The organism is Halorhodospira halophila SL1 (assembly GCF_000015585.1).
Classification (GTDB): Bacteria; Pseudomonadota; Gammaproteobacteria; order Nitrococcales; family Halorhodospiraceae; genus Halorhodospira; species Halorhodospira halophila.
In genome coordinates this window covers 1814326-1833765 of the sequence record NC_008789.1, presented here as the reverse complement: position 1 = coordinate 1833765, position 19440 = coordinate 1814326, and the positions used below count along the sequence as shown (strand labels likewise).

Below are 19440 nucleotides of genomic sequence, written 5' to 3'. Positions count from 1 at the left end.
CATGCACGACGACGCCACGACCATCGTTCCGTTCCGTGGGGGCGCGCTGGAGCGCGCCGCCTGGGATCGGCTTTGGGATGCCGCCGATGGTGGCTGCGTGCGCCGGGCCCTCGGCGAGCGGCGTACGCGCTACCAGCGGCGCGTCGAGCAGGAGATGGCAGCCTTTGCACGCCTGGGTCTGGAGCCGGGGGTGCTGCTGGAACTCTCCTGGGTGGTGCAGGATCTGCGGGGCCGTGGAGTCACCTTCGGGCCGGGGTACGGCCCGCAGAGCGGGTCGCTGCTGCTGCACCTGCTGGGTCTCAACGGTATCGATCCCATCGATCACGGGTTGCCGTTCCTCGGCTTCGGGCGCGAGCTGGAGGCCCGGCGTCTGCACTTGCGCGTCGCCACCCGCGCCGAGCAGGCGGAACTGGGCTCGGCGTTGCGCCAGGGGGGTGCGGCCGCTGCGGCGCTGCCGGAACAGGGGATCGAGGTCGTGGTGGGGCGCGACCCGACGCTCGCCTTGACCTGCGAGATGGTCCGCCTGGCCCGTGCACTCAACGACAACCGCGACTGCGATCCCCTGCGTTGGGCCTATCCGTGGGATGATCCGGATACCCTGCGCCTGATCGCCCGCGGGGAGACCGCCGGGATCCCGCTGCTGGAGGATGCGCAGTTGCAGGAGCGCATGCGGGAGGCGGCGCCGCGCAGTCTCGAGGAAGTGACACAGGTCGTGGTGGCGGCCCGAGATGGGGCGCCGCACGGTCTGCTCGAGCGGTATCGGGCGGCGCGCACGGGCGCGAGCCGTCCGCCATTGCCCCATCCCGAGCTCGAGGACATCCTCGCCCCCACGGGATACATCTGGCTCTACCGCGAGCAGGTGGTCGCGGCACTGGCCCGGTTGCTCGGTTGTGAGCTGGCCGAGGCGGTCGGACTCGCACAACGGCTAAGCGAGGAGGGGGGCGATGCCCACGAGGGGGAGCTTTCCCGGCAGCTCGGCGAGCGCATCGCTGCCCGTTGCCAGCTTCCCTACGCGCGGGGGCTTTATCTGCTTCGTGCCCTGCGCCAGGGCCTGGCCCAGGTGGTGGATCGGGCGGCCACGCTGGTCGAGGTCACCGAGGCTTACCGTCAGGCCTACTACAAGGCACGCTACCCGGCGGTTTTCCAGGCTGCGCGGCTGAACCGGGCGCTGCGGCGGGTGACGCCTCGGGGCGGTGTGCGTTATGGGGTGGGAGGCGGGCCGGATGGCGTCTGTCCGCATCGGGAGATTCTCATTCGCCTCTGCAAGGAGGCGTTGAGTGACGGTGTGACCGTGCTGCCACCGGATATCAATCGCAGCGACTGGGGGTTTCGCCCCCTGGATCGGAACACGGTGATCTACGGCCTCGGGGCGATTGCGCAGATCGACCGGCAGACCGCCGACCGACTGGTGCTGCGCCGCCGCGGGGGTGAGTACCGCAGCCTGATGGATCTCATCATCCGGGGGTTCGGAGGCACCGCGCCGGCGATACAGGTTGAGCCGCTGATCTTCTCCGGTGCGCTGGACGAGTTCGGCCGCGATCGCTGGCACTTGCGCAGGGAGCTCGATGAGGCGCAGGCCGTCCGAGGGTGGCAATACGCCGCGGATGGGCGGACAACCCACTCTCTGGCGGGCGGTTTGGATGCCTGGCAGGCCGTTCATCCCGGGGAGGGATGGGCCTTCCAGCGGGAACTTGATGTGCTCGCCTGTGTCCCGTCACGTCAGTACTTTCCGGAACCTGCCCCGGCCGAACGGCGCTTGCGCCCGGTCCGGTGACCCTGTGGGGCCGGGGCTTGAATTCGCCGCCGATCTCCCGCACAGTATGTCCACGCTGACGGCCGACGCGGTCGTATAGGCATGTAAAGGAAGGTGCCGAGACCCGGAGTCGCTCGACGGCCCGCGGCTGGCTCGGCATCGTCAAATGGGCCTAGGCCCCTGTCCGAGACACGCCCCGCACGGTGCGAGGGCGCATGCCGCACAAGAACCATCGGAAGCAGTAGAGAGGCGAACAATCGCAATCTGCCCAAGCGGTCCCGGTGACGCGGAGTCTCCGATCCGAAGTGGGGCACTGTATCCATGGCGCGCGTGCGCCGATAGGGAACATCGCCAGACAGAGGTGACCTATGAAGGTTCAGACTGAGCAGGACTTCGGGACGGACCCGACCAAGGTGCGGGATACCGATCACTACACGGAGGAGTATGTCGACGGGTTCGTGGACAAGTGGGACGACCTGATCGACTGGGACAGCCGGGCCCAGAGCGAGGGTGATTTTTTCATCCAAGAGCTCAAGAAGCGGGGCGCCAAACGGGTGCTCGACGTCGCAACCGGCACGGGTTTTCACTCGGTTCGCCTGCGCGAGGCCGGTTTCGAGGTCGTCAGTGCCGACGGCAGTGCGGAAATGCTGGCCAAGGCCTTCGAGAACGGTCGAAAACGGGGCCATATCCTGCGCACCGTCCAGGTCGACTGGCGGTGGCTGAATCAGGACATTCACGGTCGCTACGACGCTATCATTTGCCTCGGCAACTCCTTTACCCACCTGTTCAACGAGTGCGACCGCCGCAAGACCCTCGCCGAGTTCTACTCCGCCCTCAACCACGACGGTGTCCTGATCCTGGATCAGCGGAACTACGACAGCATCCTGGATCACGGCTACGACTCCAGCCACACCTACTACTACTGCGGGGATGACGTCTCGGTCTATCCCGAGCATGTGGACGACGGGCTGGCGCGGTTCAAGTACGCGTTCTCCGACGGGTCGACCTACTACCTGAACATGTTCCCGCTGCGAAAGGACTACACGCGGCGGCTGATGCAGGAGGTCGGCTTCCAGAAAATCGAGACCTACGGCGATTTCAAGGAGACGTATCGGGATGCCGATCCCGACTTCTTCATCCATGTCGCCGAGAAGGCCTATCGGGAGGAGGAATAACCTGATGAGTCAGTATGATGACGAGGCCATTGAGGTGGCCCGCCAGTATTACAACAGTCGCGATGCAGACAACTTCTACTTCCACATCTGGGGGGGTGAGGATCTGCACGTCGGCATCTACGAAGACGAGGATGAGCCGATCTTCGACGCCAGTCGTCGGACGGTCGAGCGGATGGCCGCGAAGCTGAATAACCTGAGCGCCGACAGCTACGTGCTGGACGTGGGCGCCGGTTACGGCGGCGTGGCCCGCTACCTGGCGCACACCTACGGGTGCCGCGTGGTCGCGCTGAATCTCTCCGAGCGCGAGAATGAGCGCGACCGGCAGATGAACAAGGAGCAGGGCGTCGATCACCTGATCGAGGTGGTGGACGGGGCCTTTGAGGACATCCCCTTCGACGCCGAGACGTTCGATATCGTCTGGTGCCAGGACTCGTTCCTGCACAGCGGTGATCGGCCCCGGGTGATGAGCGAGGTGACTCGCGTGCTGAAGAAGGGCGGTGAGTTCATCTTTACGGACCCGATGCAGGCCGACGACTGCCCCGAGGGTGTCCTCCAGCCGATCCTCGATCGCATCCACCTCTCGACTATGGGTACGCCGGGCTTCTACCGTGAGGAGCTCAAGAAGAACGGCATGACGGAGCTCGAGTTCGATGACAATACGCCGCAGCTCCCGCGCCACTATGGCCGTGTTCATAAGGAGCTGGAGCGGCGCGGTCACGAGCTTGACGGGATCGTCTCCGACGACTACGTCGCCCGCATGAAAAAGGGCCTGCAGCACTGGGTCGAGGGCGGCAACAACGGCTACCTGTCCTGGGGCATCTTCCACTTCCGGAAGGACTAACCCCCGCGTATTCACCCATGGATTCCGGGCCGCGCGCGGCTGCGGCCGCGCCGCCGGAGTTGTATAACCTGAGAATCCTTAGCGAGAAGGAGTAACCATGAGCAAGCGCTACCTCTTTACGTCTGAGTCGGTGTCCGAGGGCCACCCGGACAAGATGGCCGACGCGATCTCCGATGCCCTGCTGGACGAGTTCCTGCGCCAGGATCCGAAGTCCCGCGTGGCGGCTGAGACCATGATCCAGACCGGCATGGTCGTGGTAGCTGGCGAGATCAAGAGCACGGCCAAGGTCAACGTTGAGCCGCTGGTTCGCGACGTGGTCCGTGAGATCGGCTACACCAGCTCGGACATGGGCTTCGACGCCGACACCTGCGCGGTGCTCAACGCGCTGGGCGAGCAGTCCCCGGACATCAACCAGGGCGTCGATCGCGAGGAGGAAGAGGAGCAGGGCGCTGGTGACCAGGGCCTGATGTTCGGCTACGCCACCAATGAGACCGATGTGCTCATGCCGGCGGCCATCCACTACTCCCACCTGCTGGTCAAGCGCCAGGCCGAGGTGCGCAAGAACGGCAAGCTGCCGTGGCTGCGCCCCGACGCGAAGAGCCAGGTCACCTTCCAGTACGAAGGCGACAAGATCGTTGGCTGTGACGCCGTGGTGCTCTCCACCCAGCACGACGAGACCGTGGATCAGAAGACGGTCCACGAGGGCGTGATGGAGGAGATCATCAAGCCCGTACTGGGTGACACCGGCTGGCTGACCAACGACACCAAGTATCACATCAACCCGACCGGGCGCTTCGTCACCGGCGGCCCGCTGGGTGATTGCGGCCTGACCGGCCGGAAGATCATCGTCGACACCTACGGCGGCATGGGCCGTCACGGCGGTGGTGCCTTCTCCGGCAAGGATCCGTCCAAGGTCGACCGCTCGGCTGCGTACGTCGGTCGCTACGTCGCCAAGAACGTGGTCGCCGCCGGCCTGGCTGACCGCTGCGAGGTGCAGCTCTCCTACGCCATCGGCGTTGCCGAGCCGACCTCCGTCAACGTCGAGACCTTCGGCACCGGCAAGATCGACGAGGAAGTGATCAACAAGGTGGTCCGCGAGAACTTCGACCTGCGTCCGTACGGCATCCTGAAGATGCTGGGCCTGGAGCAGCCGATCTACCGCCCGACCGCCGCCTACGGCCACTTTGGCCGCGAGGACATCGACGTGCCGTGGGAGCGCACCGACCGTGCTGCCGCCCTCAAGGACGCCGCTGGCCTCAAGTAACCGAATACGCAAGGAGTAACCCGAAAGCATGAGTAATCAAGACTACAAGGTTGCGGATATCTCCCTGGCCGACTGGGGCCGTAAGGAGATCAAGATCGCCGAGAGCGAGATGCCGGGTCTGATGGAGACCCGGCGCGAGTTCGCCGCGCAGAAGCCCCTCAAGGGCGCGCGTATCGCCGGCTGCCTGCACATGACCATCCAGACTGCGGTCCTCATCGAGACCCTGCAGGAGCTGGGCGCAGAGGTCCGCTGGTCCTCCTGCAACATCTTCTCCACGCAGGACCAGGCAGCCGCCGCCGTCGCGGCTAACGGCACCCCGGTCTTCGCCTGGAAGGGCGAGACCGAGGAGGAGTACTGGTGGTGCATCGAGCAGACCATCAACGGTCCGGACGGCTGGAAGCCGAACATGCTGCTCGACGACGGTGGTGACCTGACCGCCGTGATCCACGAGCAGTACCCGGACATGATGAAGGACATCTACGGTGTCTCCGAGGAGACCACCACCGGCGTGCACCGTCTCTACGAGATGAGCCGTAAGGGCGAGCTCGGCATGCCGGCGTTCAACGTCAACGACTCGGTCACCAAGTCGAAGTTCGACAACCTCTACGGCTGCCGTGAGTCGCTGGTCGACAGCATCAAGCGCGCCACCGACGTCATGATCGCCGGCAAGGTGGCCGTCGTGGCCGGCTTCGGCGACGTCGGCAAGGGCTCGGCCCAGTCCCTGCGTGGCCTGGGTGCCCAGGTGTGGGTCACCGAGGTCGACCCGATCTGTGCCCTGCAGGCCTCCATGGACGGCTACAAGGTCGTCACCATGGAAGAGGCTGCCCCGGTGGCCGACATCTTCGTCACCGCCACGGGCAACTACAACGTGATCACCCACGATCACATGAAGGCGATGAAGGACGAGGCCATCGTCTGCAACATCGGCCACTTCGACAACGAGATCGACGTGGCGAGCCTTAAGCAGTACAAGTGGGACGAGATCAAGCCGCAGGTCGACCATGTCGAGTTCCCCGACGGCAAGAAGATCACCCTGCTCGCCGAGGGCCGCCTGGTGAACCTGGGCTGCGCCACCGGCCACCCGTCCTTCGTGATGTCCAACTCGTTCACCAACCAGGTGATGGCTCAGATGGAGCTGTACAACAACCCTGGCAAGTACGAGAAGGACGTCTACGTGCTGCCCAAGCACCTGGACGAGAAGGTTGCGGCGCTGCACCTCGGCCGCGTCGGCGCCAACCTGACCCGTCTCAGCGAGGAGCAGGCCGGGTACATCGGCGTCTCCGTCGACGGGCCGTTCAAGCCGGAGTGGTACCGCTACTAAGCCGGTACGCCACCACGGCTTGACCGACAGACCCGGGGGCCGCGCAGCGGCCTCCGGGGTTTCGGTTGAGCGCCCAGAGCGTTCAGCGTTCAGCGTTCGGGCCGGGCGGTCCGAACGTTGAACACTGAGCACTGAACGCTTCGAGTCAATCGGAGGGGTTCAATGGAAAGTCAAAAGAAACACCCCCGCGTCTTCAGTTTCGAGTTCTTCCCGCCCAAGACCGACGAGGGCGCGGAGAACCTGAAGGGCACGCGGGAGCGCCTGGAGCGGCTGAACCCGGCTTACTTTTCGGTGACCTTCGGCGCCGGGGGGTCGACCCAGGATCGCACCTTCGAGACGGTGATCGACATCCAGCGCAACAGCACCGCCGACGCTGCGCCGCACCTGTCGTGCATCGACGCCAGTCGGGATCGGCTCAAGCAGATGATCCTCGACTACAAAGAGCAGGGTGTGAAGTACATCGTCGCCCTGCGCGGCGATCGGCCGTCCGGCTCCGGGTCCATGGGGCAGGGCGAGCTGAGTTACGCCAACGAGCTCGTCGAGCTGATCCGCGAGGTCACCGGTGACCACTTCTACATCGAGGTGGGCGCCTATCCGGAGTTCCACCCGGAGGCCCCGGACGCACTGACCGATATCGAGAACTTCGTCCGCAAGGCCAAGGCCGGCGCGGACTCGGCCATCACGCAGTTCTTCTACAACGCGGACTGCTACTACCGCTTTGTCGAGGATTGCGAGAAGCGCGGGGTGGACATCCCGATCGTCCCCGGCATCATGCCGCTGATGAACTTCGAGCAGCAGGCGCGATTCGCCGCGGCCTGCAAGGCCGACATGCCGCGCTGGCTGGCACAGCGGATGGAGGCCTGGAAAGATGACCCACAGTCGCGGATGGAGTACGGCATCGACGTCGTGACGCGGCTTTGCGAGGACCTGCTGGACAATGGTGCGCCCGGCATCCACTTCTACGCCTTGAACAAGGCGCCGGTGGTCGAGCGCATCTGGCACAACCTTGGGCTGTCGGAGCAGACCGGCGGCGAGGTGCGCAAGCCGGACGAGGTCGAGGTGCCGGCGCAGCCGTAAGGTCGGCGTCGGCGCCACAGATGCGCGCGTTCCGCGTTTGCCATCAAGACAACCCCCGGTGGGGCGTGGCCCCACCGGGGGTTTTTTGATGAGCACTTCTAGGTGCGGACGGCGTCTTGGCCTAGAGGTTCGCCTCCAGCCACTCCAGCTCGCGCCAGAGCTGTGCCGGGAGACGATCGCCGAACTGTGCGTAGTGTTCCCGGATCAGCGCGATCTCCCGTCGCCAGCCCGGGCCATCCACCGCCAGGAGATCGGTGAGGGTCTCCGGGCCGATTTCCAGGCCGCTGAGGTCGATGTCTCCAGGCCTCGGCAGGCGCCCGATGGGGCTATCAATGGCATCCATCTCGCCGCGATTGCGCTGGAAGATCCACTTGAGGACCCGCGCGTTGTCGGAGAATCCGGGCCAGATGAATCGGCCGTTGTCGTCCTTACGGAACCAGTTCACGTGGTAGATGCGCGGTAGGACGTGCCCGGTCTGCTCGCCCAGCCGCAGCCAGTGGGCGAAATAGTCAGCCATGTTGTACCCGCAGAACGGCAGCATCGCCATGGGGTCGCGGCGCAGGGCCCCGAGGTTGCCGGTGGCGGCGGCGGTCTTCTCGCTGCCCATGACCGAACCGAGGAAGACCCCGTGTTGCCAGTCGCGGGCCTCCTGAACCAGCGGGATGGTCTCGCCCCGGCGACCGCCGAAGATGATGGCGTCGATGGGCACACCCGCCGGGTCGTTCCACTCGGGGGCAATGGCAGGACACTGGTGGGCCGGTGTCGTGAAGCGGGCGTTGGGGTGGGCTGCCGGTTCGCCGCTCTCCGGCGTCCAGGGGCGCCCCTTCCAGTCGGTGAGTTGCGCCGGCGGCTCGTCGGTCATCTCCTCCCACCAGACATCGCCCTCGGGGGTTTCGCCGACGTTGGTGAAGATCGCGTTGCCGTGGAGGCTCTCCATGGCGTTGGCGTTGGATTTGTACGACGTACCCGGGGCGACGCCGAAGAAGCCGGCCTCGGGGTTGATGGCGTAGAGGCGCCCATCCGAACCGAACTTCATCCAGGCGATGTCGTCCCCGATGGTCTCGACTTTCCAGCCCGGCATGGGTGGGCGCAGCATGGCCAGGTTGGTCTTGCCACAGGCCGAGGGGAAGGCGCCGGCCATGTACTGGACGTCGCCGTCCGGGCTGGTGAGCTTGAGGATCAGCATGTGCTCAGCCAGCCAGCCCTCGTCTCGGGCCATGGCCGAGGCGATGCGCAGCGCGAAGCACTTCTTGCCGAGCAGGGCGTTGCCACCGTAGCCCGAACCGTAGGACCAGATCTCCCGGGACTCCGGGAAGTGGACGATATAGCGGTTTTCCGGGTCGCAGGGCCACGGGACACCGGGGTCGTCACCGCGCAACGGATAGCCCACCGAGTGCAGGCAGGGCACAAAGCGTCCGTCGCGGCCGAGTACATCGAGCACCGGCTGGCCCACGCGGGTCATGATGTGCATATTGGCCACGACGTACGGGGAGTCGGTGAGCTGGACCCCGATGTGGGCGATCGGTGAGCCAACCGGCCCCATCGAGAAGGGGATGACGAAGAGGGTTCGCCCCTCCATGCACCCCTCGAACAGGCCGCGCAGGTGGTTGCGCATCTCCTCCGGGTCGGCCCAGTTGTTGGTGGGACCGGCATCGTCGGGGTCGGTTGAGCAGATAAAGGTGCTGTCCTCGACCCGCGCCACATCGGCCGGGTCGGAGCGGATGAGCAGGCTGTTGGGGCGTAGCTCGGGGTTCAGCCATTGGGCGGTCCCGTCAGCGACCATGAGCTGGCACATGGCCTGATACTCGTCGCTCGAACCGTCACACCAGTGGATGTTGCTCGGTCGGCAGAGCTGGCGGATCTCCTCGACCCAACGAAGCAGCTGCTGGTGTTCCGTCATGTCTCCTCCCGGGGTGCGGTGTCGGTCGTGGCGTTGACCTATCAATAAATATGATGGGTCAAGGTATCCCAATTGTTAAGGATCAGCCTACCACGGTGTCCGCGTTTGCGGTCGTAACGGGGTGCGTTATGGTTAGGGTATGAGTCAGAGACGGACGTCCACCGCCGGAACCCCCATCCACCCGGGAGAGGTGCTGCTCGAGCAGTTCCTTGAGCCGGCCGGGCTGTCCCAGTATCGATTGGCCCGGGCCATCGGTGTCCCGCCGCGGCGCATCAATGAGCTGGTGTTGGGCAAGCGCGGCATCTCCGCGGACACCGCGCTGCGGCTGGCCCGGTTCTTCGGTACGGCCCCGGAGCTGTGGTTGCAGCTGCAGAACCAGTACGACCTGGATCGCGCCCAGCTTGCCCTGCAGGGCAAGCTGGAGGCCATCCAGCCGCTGGTCACCAGGGAAGGACTTCCCGATTAGGCGCGTGCCAGAAGCGCCCTGAGTCTTCCAGACTGACCTGGCCCATACGCTCGATGATACCGGCGGCGGACTCCGGTGGGTCGATCAGTCCGTTGTGGCTGGTCATGTCGGTACGCACCCAGCCGGGATGCAGCAGTGCCACGGCGATGCCGCGCGGGCGCAGGTCGTGGGCGAGCGACACAGCCGCCATGTTCACCGCTGCCTTGCTCATCCGGTACCCGTAGCTATTCCCGGAGGTGTTGTCGGCGATGGACCCCATGCGGCTGGTGACGATGCCGAGCGTGCCGCCGTCGTTGAGCAGCGGGTGGAGTGCCTCGGCGGCCATCAGCGGGCCCAGGGCGTTGGTCTCGAACTGGGCGCGGATGCCGGCCACCGCGGTCTCATCCAGGGCCCCCAGGCGCTGGACCCGCATCAGCCCCGAAACCACCAGGACCCACTCCAGGGGTTCCCCGGACAGCCGGTCGGCCAGGGCGTGGAGGGTGTCGTGGCGGGTGATGTCGACCCCCTCTTGGATCTGCGCCCCGGTACTGCGCAGTTCCTCGGAGGCGTTGCGCGCGGTCGCGATTACGTCGTCGCCGCGGGCGCGCAACTGCCGTGTGGTCTCCAGGCCGATGCCTCGATTGGCGCCGATGATCAGCTTCGCCATCTTGTTCCCTCCTCGTGGTGATCCCCTTCGCCCTGACGCCATAGCAGGTGGAGGATCGGGGCGGTGTCAGGGCCAGCGGCCCGCTCCTGCCAGTGGTCCCCCGCGTTCGCGGCCATGGTCATCCAGCGCGCCACGCATCGGGCCTCGGCGGCTCCGCCCGGGTGGCCTCGATAGGCCACTACGCTGAGCAGGCCGCCGGGCCGAAGCAGGCGCCGAGCGGCGTCCAGGGCCGCCTCGGTGTGCTCGGGCTGCGTGGTGACCGCCCGATCGCCTCCGGGGAGATAGCCGAGGTTGAACGTCACCGTATCGACGCTGCCGTGCCAGTCTGCCGGCGTCAAGGTGGCCAGGTGCCGGTGATTGGCCTGGACCAGGTAACAAGGGGTCAGGTTTCCGGCCGCCTCCAGACGTGTACGGGTGTTGTGCAGGGCGCCCCACTGCAGATCGACCACCAGGACGCTGCCCCCGGGGCCGGTTTGTTCGGCCAGGAATCGGGCGTCGTGGCCGTTACCGGCCGTGGCGTCGATCGCCCGCCCGTTGCGGCCGAGCACCCGGGCCACGTGGCGGTGCGCGGTCTGCGTCAGCGGCTCACTCATTCCGGGCGAGGGGTCAGGCAGCCCTCCGGCAGCGGCGCGTCCTCGAGCAGATGCTCGGCCAGCCGTTCGGCCAGGTAGGGGGCCTGGAGCATGGCGCGGGCGCCGAGCCCGTTGAGTACGGCAGCCGGTTTCCCCGGTATGCGGCCGAGTACCGGGCAGCGCTGGGGCGTTGCCGGGCGCGTACCGGCCCGGTGGTCGACGACCTCCATCCGCGGCGGACGCGAGAGCAGCCGGGGCAGCTGGGCGAGCAAGGTGTCGCGGCCGGCCTCGGTGGGGGCTGCCGGTGTATCCGGGGTGCCGTAGGTGGCGCCGAGTCGGAAGAGTCCGTGTTGCCCGGGCTGCGGGGCCAGGTAACCGGCGCGGCCGTGGTAGATGTGGCTGGGGATCGGGTGCGCGGGGCTGACGGTGAGGACCTCACCGGGGACGCGCTGGAGTCCGACGCCTGCCAACCATGGGTTGGCCGAACCGGCGGGGCCGTCGCAGAAGATCACCTCGCGGTAGCGCTGACCCTGCCAGCTCAGGCCGTCGGCATCGATGTGTAGATCCGCGGTGTTCACCACCCCGTCGCGCAGGGCGTCTTGGGCGCGCAGGGCCGCAGCGGCGTGGCTGAGCAGGGCGGGGACATTGACCTGCCCGCCGCGGATCTCGAATCCCCCCCAGGGGTCGGCGAGTACACCATCGTGATCGCCGGGGGAGAACTGTCGGCCGAGCCAGTGCGCAAACGCCGGGTCCAGGCTGCGCTTCTGGAATTGACGCAATTCCTCGCGGCCGCCCGCCATGTGCAGGATGTCGTGGGACTGCAGCAGGCGCTGCCCGAACAACCGCTCTAGGCGGCGGTAGCGTTGCCATGAGCCGGCGGCAGTCGCGGCTCCGCTGGGGGGGAAGGTCAGACGAGGACCGGCGATGGGGGTGGCCAGTCCCGGGGTGACCCGCGAGGGGGCGTCCGCCGCGCCGTCATCCACGACGGTCACCGCCGCGCCGCGTTCGAGCAGGCTCAGGGCGACCAGGCTGCCGGCCAGGCCCTGGCCGACGATCAGGAAAGGGGGGTGGCTCATTGCAGACTCCTCACAGAGGTCACAGGTTGATGTTGCGGTCTTCGATCTCCGGTAAGTCGGGCTGGTTGCCCTGGGCGCAGCCACGCAACCAGTCGATCTCCTGCGCCCAGCCCTCCGGCCCGGCGGGCGTCTCAAGCATCTGTGGTAGAGACGCGGTGCGCGGATCCGTGACCGCGCGCCTGAAGGCCTCCGGGCCGATTTCGCCACGGCCGATGAGTGCGTGCCGGTCCTTGCGGCTGCCGCAGGGTGGACGCGAGTCGTTCAGATGCAGGGCCACCAGTCGGTTCAGGCCGATATGGTCGTCGAAGGCTGCCCACATGGCGTCCCAGCCGGCGGCGGTGTGCAGCTCGTAGCCGGCGGCGAAGGCGTGGGCGGTGTCGACGCAGACCCCGAAGCGTTCGGGGGTCTCAAGCCGCTCCAGGATAGCCGCCAGCTCCGCGAAGTCGGCACCCACCGTGGAGCCCTGCCCAGCGACATTCTCCAGTACCAGGCAGACATCCGTCTTGTCCGGGTGGTTGCGACAGATGGCATTGAGCGTGGCCGCGATGGTCTCGATCCCGGCTTCGATCCCCGCCTCCAGGTGGGCGCCGGGATGGAAATTGAGCAGCTCGATGCCGAGCTGGTGGCAGCGCTCCAGCTCAGCCTCCAGTGCCGTCTGCGACTTGGCGTGCTTTTCCGGGTCGGTGGCTGCCAGGTTGATCAGGTAGGAAGCGTGGCTCATCACTGCGCCGATACCATGCTCGGCGCGAGCACGACGGAAGGCATCGGCCTCGCCGGGGGCAATGGGCTTGACCTTCCAGCTCCGCTGGTTACGGGTGAACAGCTGCATGCAGTCGCAGCCGATCTCCCCGCCGCGCTCGGGGGCGCGTTGGGGCCCTCCGGCCGCCGAGACGTGGGCGCCGATTTCCGGCATGGCTTGTCCTCCTCGGGGAACGGGGCGCAGTCTACTAAGCTTGAGAGAGGTGCGCATTGGGTTATGGCATCTGTGCAAGGAGGTCGTAACATGTCGAAAGTGTGGGTGGTGGCAGCCGACGCAGCCCGGGCACGGGTCTTTTCCACCGAGCACCGTTCGGGGCAGTCCCTGCAGGAGGTCGAGACTTGGGTCAATCCGGAGTTGCGCATCCCGGCGCACGAGTTGGTCACGGATCGACCGGGGCGCATCGCTGAATCTGCGGGGGGCGGGCGGCACGCCATGGATCCCCCGACCGACGTCAAGGAGGTGGAGTCGGATCGCTTTGCCCGCGAGCTGGTGCGGTGGCTGGAGCAGGCCCATCAGCAGCGGCGCTTCGAGCACCTGGTGGTGGCGGCGGCGCCGCACTTCTTGGGGCAGTTTCGCCACCACCTGGGGACCGGGCTGAAAGCGGCGATCAGCCACGAGGTGGATAAGGACGTCTGCCACCTGGAGCGGCCCGAGCAAGTCCGTAAGCACCTGCCCGATTTCCTCTATTGAGTGGCCGGCGCCACGCCCAGTAAAACAGAGGCCGCCCTGCGGGGCGGCCTCTGCGTTTCGGTCAGCGGCGGGCCAGGCTCCATCGCAGGGCCGGCCAGCGACACGCTTAGGCGCGGGCGCTCTGGCGCTGATCGCGGCCCGTTGAGGCCATGCCCAGCAGGTATTGAATCGGCGGGAAGACCGCGGCGGCTGCGGCCAAGCCGAGTCCGATGGAGATGCCGAGCAGACCCAGGTAGTCAGTCGCCCCGTGCAGGTTGGCCCAGCTGGCCCCGGTGTGGGCCGGGAGCAGGAATACCGAGATCAGAGCGACGACACCGCCGACGCCCAGTGCGCTGCCCAGGGCCCGGCCGAAGTTGCGGAAGCTGCTGCCCACGCGGCCGATGAGCAGCGCGAGCAGGATGAGGTCGACAATGGCCAGGATGATGATCGCGGGCAGGGTGCCCCCGAGGAACTGAATGGCCACGGTGATAGTTTCCATGATCATGCTTGACTACCCCTCTCGCTGGTTCAGGACATGCGCCCGTGGAGCATGGCGTTGTAGGCCGGGAGCAGCAGGTGCTCCTTCATCACCCAGGCCATCCAGTGCTCGCGATAGGGGCTGATGAAGCCGAACGAGGGCACCATCTCCAAGTCGTAGTTGAACTCCACCAGGATGGCCTGGCCGATCTCGGTGATCAGCGGGCACGAGGTGTAGCCGTCGAACTCGGCGGTGGGCTCCCCGTCTTGGATGACGCTGATCAGGTTCTCGACCATCACCGGCGTCATGTTCTTGACCGTGGCCGAGGTCTTGCCGATCGGCACACCGCAGCAGTCGCCGGCCCCAAAGACGTTCGGGTAGCGCTTGTGCTGCAGGGTGTACTGATCCACCTCCAGCCAGCCGCCGTCGGCGTGGGGGCCTTCCTGCGCCGCCAGTTCGCTCTCGCGCAACGGCTTGGGGGCGCTCATGGAAGGCGGTAGGTGGATGAAGTCGTAGGACTCGGTGAACTCGCCGTCTTCATCCGACTCGAAGGTGACCCGCTTCTCTTCCGGTTCAATGCCCTTGACCCGGTGGTGCCAGTGGACATCGATATCCCGCTCCTCGGGGAAGTGGCGCTTGAGGAAGTCGTCGATATCCGGCTGGGAGAACAGGCCGTCGCCCGGGGCGTAGTAGTGGAGGTCGGCATTGCCGCGCATCTCCCGCTGGCGCAGGCGGTGCTCGGTGATCATGGTCATCTTGAGCGGTGCACCGGCGCACTTGATCGCCCCCGGCGGTCGGACGAACAGCCCCTTGCCGCCCTGCTGCAGGTAATCCTCGAGGGCGTCCCAGGTGGCGCACGCGTTGCTGGGGGTGTCGTAGACGCAGCCGATGCCGTGGGTGCCGATCAGATCGGCGCTCATGCCTTCGATGCGATCGAAACGCAGCTCCAGACCCGTGGTGACCAGCAGGTAGTCGTACTCGAGGGTTTCGCCCTCGTCGGTGATGATGCGGTTGTTCTCCGGGTCGTACTCCTCGACCATCGCCTGGACCCAGTTGACGCCCCTGGGGATATAACGCTCGTTCCGGTCCTCGGTCTTGTCCCGCGTCCAGTAGCCGGTTGCCACCAACGTTAGCCCGGGCTGGTAGTAGTGGTCCTCGCGGCGGTCCACGAGGGTGATCTCGGCGCCGTCCAGCGCCCGGCGCAGTCGATTCGCCGCGTTGAGGCCGCCCGATCCGGCGCCGACGATGACGATGCGGGCATTGGTCTGCACGGCTCGCGCCGGCTGGCTATGGAGCAGAGTGCCTGCGCCCAGGGCGCCGGCCGCGATGGCCCCGGTGCTCATGCCGGAGAGCTTGAGGAAGTCACGCCGGCTGCAGGCTTCCACCAGGCGCTTCAGGTCGATTCCTTCGGACCCGGATGGGTTGTGATCGGTCATTTCGCTCCTCCTGACTGCATCGTCTTGCAGCTGTTCTTTTGGCCCATCTGCTTTCGTCCGGTTCGCGCCTCGGGCCCTGGTCCAGCGGGGTGCGCTGACGGCCTTGGCTGACTCGGACCTCGTTCGCGACGGTGCCTCGACACCGCAGATCGTTTATATCGATATCTTGCGATGTTTGCTCAATGTATACGAGTCGTGGGCGCTGTCAAAGCGCGGTTTTGATATCCATTATTGGCATGGCCGCTCCCTGCCCCTGCCGTGGATCAGTCGCGGTCGCCGCACAACCGGGATAGCCCCTCCTGATGCCCCACCTCGTGGCTCGACGGCAGGCGCGCCCCTTCCGGATCCAGGAACCAGGCGAGCAGGTCGGCATGCACGCGTTCGCGCTGCAGGTCGCGGGTCAGCAGGTGGTGGCCATCGGGATAGAGGACCAGGCGCCACTGTCCGGGTGGGCGTTCAGGCAAGCGGTGCAGCATCAAACAGGTGGGCTCCCGCGGGATGACCTCATCCTGCTCGCCGTAGAGGATCAGGGTCGGGGCCTCCAACTCCTCACTGGCCTCCAGGGCGCGGTCCATGAGGTCGGTCACCCCGGCCAGTGCGCGGGCGCTGACCTCCCGCTGAATCAGTGGATCGTCATGCCACTCCTCGAGAACCTCCGGGTTGTCCGTCGGGTCGACCCCCAGATCCTCTCCGCTCAGGCGCAGGCCGGGTGTCAGGCGCGAGGAGAGCCAGAGGCCCGTGCGCTGGTACCACGGCATGGCCTCGCGCCCCCAGACCGCCGGGGCCAGCAGGGCGCTGCCGGAGACCGCCTCGGGCGACTGCTCGGTGGCCAGGATCATGGCAATGGCCCCACCCATGCTGTGCCCCATGAGGTAGAGCGGGGTGTCGGGGTAGCGCTCGGCGAGGCGTTCCACCGCCGTGGCGGCGTCGTCGACCAGCGCCTGGCCACCGGGCCAGGTACCCGCATCGGCGGTATCGCCGAAACCTCGGTGATCGTAGGCGTAGGTGGCGATGCCGCCCTCGGCTAGGTGTTCAGCCGCGAACCGCATACCGCGGCTGTAGTCGTTCAGCCCGTGCAGCGCCAGCACCACGGCCTCAGGGGAGGCGTCGCGTTCTGGTCCCCAGCGCCGATAGGGCAAGCGGTAGCCGTCTTCGGCGATGAGGTGGTTGTCCTCCAGCGCCGGCGCATCCTCGGGTGGAGAGGTCGGCCCGTCGACTGAGGCCCGGCTGCAACCGACCGCCAGGGCGGCGAGCCAAAGCGGTGCGAGGGCAAGAGTCAGTGCGCGCAAGGGATCCCCAATGGTTGCCTACTGATCCCGCCGGCGCATGAACAACCGCATCTGCGCCTCGAGGCTATCGGCAAAGGAGCGGGCCTCGATCTCTCGGTCGATGGCTTGGTGGAGTTCGCGCAGCTGGTTGAGGGAGAGTTCCCGCAGTCGCTGCTTGATTTCGGGTTGTTTCTGTGCCGGGTCTCGATTCATCCGTCCTGAGTCAGTTAGCGCCTGGTGGGTGGCCTTTCCGGGGGCGAGGCCCGTGGCGGGTCAGGCCGCCTGGGCCTCGGCGGCAAGCTCATGGATGCGGTCGACCATGGCGAAGAAGCCGTCGCGGCGATTGGGGCTGAGGTTGCGCTCCAGGCCCAGCTGGCGGAAGACCTCGCGAATGTCGGTGCGCTGAATCTCTTCCGGCGTGGCACCGGAATAGGCCATCAGGACCAGCGCGATCAGCCCTTTGACGATGAAGGCGTCGCTGTCAGCGAGGAAGATCAGCCGCTGCGGATCGGTTTCGTCGCGTCGGCAGACCAGCCAGACGTTGCTGGTGCAGCCCTCCACACGATTGGCCTCGGTGCGTTCTGCCTCCGGGAACTCCGGCAATTGTCGACCAAGGTCGATCAGGATGCGGTAACGCTCCTCCCAGTCCTCGATGAACTCGAAGGTCTCCTTTAGTTCGTTGAGATCCATAGGCTTTCGTCGTGATCGGGTTGATGCCGGCGCTGCGGATCCAGCGCCGGGCGGAACCGGGCATGGTCCGATAGGATAATACGTTAGGGTCGATTCCGCGAGGCCATCCGGCGTGCGTAGACGGTGATCTCCTCCCGGTCATGGTAGAGCTGAGCGGCGTGCGCCCGCGCGCCGGTGGTGCGGACCGCGTCCAGGGCTTGGCGTACCGTCTCCAGCGGGCGACGCATGGGCAGCTTGAGATTGAAGATCGCTGCCCGTGCCCATTCCTCGCGCAGCCATTGGGTCATCAGGCGGGCGATCCCCTGGGGCCGGTCGACGACGTCGCAGACCAGCCAATCCACCTCTGTCCGTGGGCGGAAGCGGAAGGCGTCGGTGCGCTGGTGTTCGACACCGGGGTCATCGGCCAGCGCCGGGGCCAGCGGGCCATTGTCGATGGCGGTTACGGTCAGTCCGCGTTCACGCAGGAGCCAGGTCCAGCCGCCCGGGGCCGCGCCTAGATCCACGGCGTGTTCACCGGGGTAGGGCCGCTCGTTCTCCGGTACCAGACGGTGGAGGGCCTCCTCGAGCTTGAGGACCGAGCGGCTCGGGGCGTTGCGCGGCATGCGCAGACGGGGGATGCCGCTCGGCCATCCTTCGCGTGGGCCGATGCCGGCGAAGCAGTGGCGAGAGTCGGGGAAAAGCAGACGCAGACGCCGTTGCGGATCGCCGCTGGTCACCCCGGTCTGTGTCAGCGCGTGCCGGAGCGGACCGGTGAAGCGTCGGCAGAAGCGGGCCAGAGGGCGGCCGGCGTCGCTGTCCGGGTGTTCCACCCAGGGGGTGGCGCTGCCCACGGCCGGCGGCAGCGCAGCGGCGATGGCTTCGGCGCGGCCGCCCTCGGGCAATCCCTGCAGCTCGCCGATTAGTCCGGCTCCGGCTCGAGCGAAGACCAGCTGCGGCGGCAACGGCGCGTCGCCGGCCGGAGCGTGGAAGACCACGTAAGCGCTCTGTGCCCGCGCCCGGCAATAGCCGTGCACGTCACGCTCATGCGCCGCCATGGTGGCCTCGGAGGCGAGGGTCTGCTCGTAGCCGGCGCGGCAGTGGAGGATCCAGCCTTGCAATTCCATGTCGCCATTATACGGGTGGCGAGGCTCGGTCGGGGGCGACTATGCTGGGCAGAGGTGAACACGCCGTGCTAAGGGGGTTGGACCCATGGAAACCGTTCTGATCGTCGTCCTCGCCGTCCTGCTGGCGATCGCCGTCTCGGCGATTCGCGTCCTACGCGAGTACGAACGAGGCGTCATCTTCCAGCTCGGGCGTTTCTGGAGCGTCAAGGGCCCGGGCCTGATCCTGGTCATTCCCTTTATCCAGCAGATGGTCCGGGTCGACCTGCGCACGGTGGTGATGGATGTGCCGAGCCAGGACGTCATCTCCCGGGACAACGTCTCAGTGGGTGTCAATGCGGTTCTCTACTTCCGCGTCATCGACCCGCAGCGGGCCATCATCAATGTCGAGGACTTCCTCTCGGCGGTCAGCCAGCTGGCTCAGACGACACTGCGTTCCGTGCTCGGTCAGCATGAACTGGATGAGATGCTGGCCGAGCGTGACAAGCTCAACGCCCATATCCAGGAGATCCTCGACCAGCAGACGGACTACTGGGGCGTGAAGGTGGCGAATGTGGAGATCAAGCACGTCGACATCGACGAGTCGATGATTCGCGCCATCGCCCAGCAGGCCGAGGCCGAGCGCGCTCGCCGGGCCAAGGTGATCCATGCCGAGGGCGAGATGCAGGCGGCCGAGAAACTCCGTGATGCGGCCGAGGTGCTCGGTCAGAGTCCGGCCTCGCTGCAGCTGCGCTACCTGCAGACGCTGGTTACCGTGGCCAACGAGAACGAAAGTTCCTCGATCGTCTTCCCGCTGCCGCTGGAGCTGCTGCGTGCCTTCGGCTATAGCGAGAGCCACGGGCCGGTAGCCGGTCCGCAGAGCGGCGGTACGGCCGAGACCGGTGGTGGAGGTACGCGCTGACGCGGCGGCAACGCACCGGGGCAGAGGGAGGCGAGCGCCGGGGGCGG

Annotated in this window: 20 protein-coding genes; 9 read left to right on the top strand and 11 right to left on the bottom strand. The window is 66.6% G+C overall.

The annotated features are described in order from the left end of the window. The first annotated feature begins 1 nt into the window (after nucleotide 1). From HHAL_RS08455 to metF, 6 genes are all read left to right on the top strand, one after another. Nucleotides 2–1774 (top strand): helix-hairpin-helix domain-containing protein, encoded by a 1773-nt coding sequence (locus HHAL_RS08455; RefSeq protein ID WP_011814465.1) that lies wholly within the window; start codon nucleotides 2–4, stop codon nucleotides 1772–1774. Between the two features lie 347 nt (nucleotides 1775–2121). Beyond that, nucleotides 2122–2928 (top strand): glycine/sarcosine N-methyltransferase, encoded by an 807-nt coding sequence (locus tag HHAL_RS08450; protein WP_011814464.1) that lies wholly within the window; start codon nucleotides 2122–2124, stop codon nucleotides 2926–2928. A 4-nt stretch (nucleotides 2929–2932) separates the two neighbouring features. Beyond that, entirely contained in the window at nucleotides 2933–3769 is an 837-nt protein-coding gene (locus HHAL_RS08445) for a sarcosine/dimethylglycine N-methyltransferase (protein ID WP_011814463.1), read from the top strand. Nucleotides 3770–3866: 97 nt separating this feature from the next. Next, a complete protein-coding gene (gene metK, locus HHAL_RS08440; RefSeq protein ID WP_011814462.1) occupies nucleotides 3867–5033 on the top strand; it encodes a methionine adenosyltransferase in 1167 nt (388 codons plus the stop codon). 28 nt (nucleotides 5034–5061) lie between these two features. Beyond that, nucleotides 5062–6354 carry an adenosylhomocysteinase gene (gene ahcY / locus HHAL_RS08435; protein ID WP_011814461.1) on the top strand — a complete coding sequence of 431 codons (1293 nt, stop codon included), beginning with the start codon at nucleotides 5062–5064 and terminating at the stop codon, nucleotides 6352–6354. Nucleotides 6355–6516: 162 nt separating this feature from the next. Beyond that, nucleotides 6517–7431, top strand: coding sequence for a methylenetetrahydrofolate reductase [NAD(P)H] (gene metF, locus HHAL_RS08430; protein WP_011814460.1), 915 nt, complete (start codon nucleotides 6517–6519; stop codon nucleotides 7429–7431). Nucleotides 7432–7552: 121 nt separating this feature from the next. On the opposite strand, the gene HHAL_RS08425 is transcribed toward metF, so the two are convergent. Continuing rightward, on the bottom strand, nucleotides 7553–9331 hold the full coding sequence (locus HHAL_RS08425; protein WP_011814459.1) for a phosphoenolpyruvate carboxykinase (GTP): 1779 nt from the start codon (nucleotides 9329–9331) through the stop codon (nucleotides 7553–7555). A 139-nt stretch (nucleotides 9332–9470) separates the two neighbouring features. On the opposite strand from HHAL_RS08425, the gene HHAL_RS08420 reads away from it, so the two are divergent. Then, complete coding sequence (locus HHAL_RS08420; RefSeq protein WP_011814458.1) at nucleotides 9471–9797, top strand: HigA family addiction module antitoxin; 327 nt, start codon at nucleotides 9471–9473, stop codon at nucleotides 9795–9797. On the opposite strand, the gene HHAL_RS08415 is transcribed toward HHAL_RS08420, so the two are convergent. From HHAL_RS08415 to HHAL_RS08400, 4 genes are read right to left on the bottom strand one after another with little or no spacing between them, the layout of a single operon-like run. Continuing rightward, nucleotides 9772–10443 (bottom strand): SDR family oxidoreductase, encoded by a 672-nt coding sequence (locus HHAL_RS08415; RefSeq protein WP_011814457.1) that lies wholly within the window; start codon nucleotides 10441–10443, stop codon nucleotides 9772–9774. The two genes, HHAL_RS08420 and HHAL_RS08415, sit on opposite strands and share 26 nt — an antisense overlap. Beyond that, complete coding sequence (mnmM, locus tag HHAL_RS08410) at nucleotides 10431–11036, bottom strand: tRNA 5-(aminomethyl)-2-thiouridylate-methyltransferase MnmM (protein WP_011814456.1); 606 nt, start codon at nucleotides 11034–11036, stop codon at nucleotides 10431–10433. Before mnmM ends, HHAL_RS08415 begins: the two co-directional genes overlap by 13 nt. Next, nucleotides 11033–12091, bottom strand: a complete 1059-nt coding sequence (locus tag HHAL_RS08405) for an NAD(P)/FAD-dependent oxidoreductase (protein ID WP_011814455.1) — start codon at nucleotides 12089–12091, stop codon at nucleotides 11033–11035. The genes mnmM and HHAL_RS08405 overlap by 4 nt, the downstream gene beginning before the upstream one ends. 19 nt (nucleotides 12092–12110) lie before the next feature. Then, nucleotides 12111–13004, bottom strand: a complete 894-nt coding sequence (locus tag HHAL_RS08400; RefSeq protein ID WP_011814454.1) for a deoxyribonuclease IV — start codon at nucleotides 13002–13004, stop codon at nucleotides 12111–12113. A 90-nt stretch (nucleotides 13005–13094) separates the two neighbouring features. Here HHAL_RS08400 and HHAL_RS08395 point away from each other — a divergent pair, with 90 nt between their 5' ends. Continuing rightward, nucleotides 13095–13541, top strand: coding sequence for a host attachment protein (locus tag HHAL_RS08395; RefSeq protein WP_011814453.1), 447 nt, complete (start codon nucleotides 13095–13097; stop codon nucleotides 13539–13541). Nucleotides 13542–13647: 106 nt separating this feature from the next. Here the strand turns inward: HHAL_RS08395 and HHAL_RS08390 are convergent, their stop codons facing one another. From HHAL_RS08390 to rlmM, 6 genes are all read right to left on the bottom strand, one after another. Beyond that, on the bottom strand, nucleotides 13648–14025 hold the full coding sequence (locus HHAL_RS08390; protein WP_011814452.1) for a hypothetical protein: 378 nt from the start codon (nucleotides 14023–14025) through the stop codon (nucleotides 13648–13650). Nucleotides 14026–14048: 23 nt separating this feature from the next. Continuing rightward, entirely contained in the window at nucleotides 14049–15434 is a 1386-nt protein-coding gene (locus HHAL_RS08385; protein ID WP_011814451.1) for an NAD(P)/FAD-dependent oxidoreductase, read from the bottom strand. Between the two features lie 263 nt (nucleotides 15435–15697). Next, nucleotides 15698–16723, bottom strand: a complete 1026-nt coding sequence (locus tag HHAL_RS08380) for an alpha/beta hydrolase (protein ID WP_011814450.1) — start codon at nucleotides 16721–16723, stop codon at nucleotides 15698–15700. 18 nt (nucleotides 16724–16741) lie between these two features. Then, entirely contained in the window at nucleotides 16742–16915 is a 174-nt protein-coding gene (locus HHAL_RS13475; protein WP_011814449.1) for a hypothetical protein, read from the bottom strand. Between the two features lie 60 nt (nucleotides 16916–16975). Then, nucleotides 16976–17392, bottom strand: a complete 417-nt coding sequence (locus tag HHAL_RS08375; RefSeq protein WP_011814448.1) for a SufE family protein — start codon at nucleotides 17390–17392, stop codon at nucleotides 16976–16978. A gap of 83 nt (nucleotides 17393–17475) precedes the next feature. Next, nucleotides 17476–18495: a 23S rRNA (cytidine(2498)-2'-O)-methyltransferase RlmM gene (gene rlmM, locus HHAL_RS08370; RefSeq protein ID WP_041595126.1), complete on the bottom strand. Its 1020-nt coding sequence runs from the start codon at nucleotides 18493–18495 to the stop codon at nucleotides 17476–17478. Between the two features lie 85 nt (nucleotides 18496–18580). Here rlmM and HHAL_RS08365 point away from each other — a divergent pair, with 85 nt between their 5' ends. Continuing rightward, nucleotides 18581–19393 carry a slipin family protein gene (locus tag HHAL_RS08365; RefSeq protein ID WP_011814446.1) on the top strand — a complete coding sequence of 271 codons (813 nt, stop codon included), beginning with the start codon at nucleotides 18581–18583 and terminating at the stop codon, nucleotides 19391–19393. Nucleotides 19394–19440 lie beyond the last annotated feature (47 nt).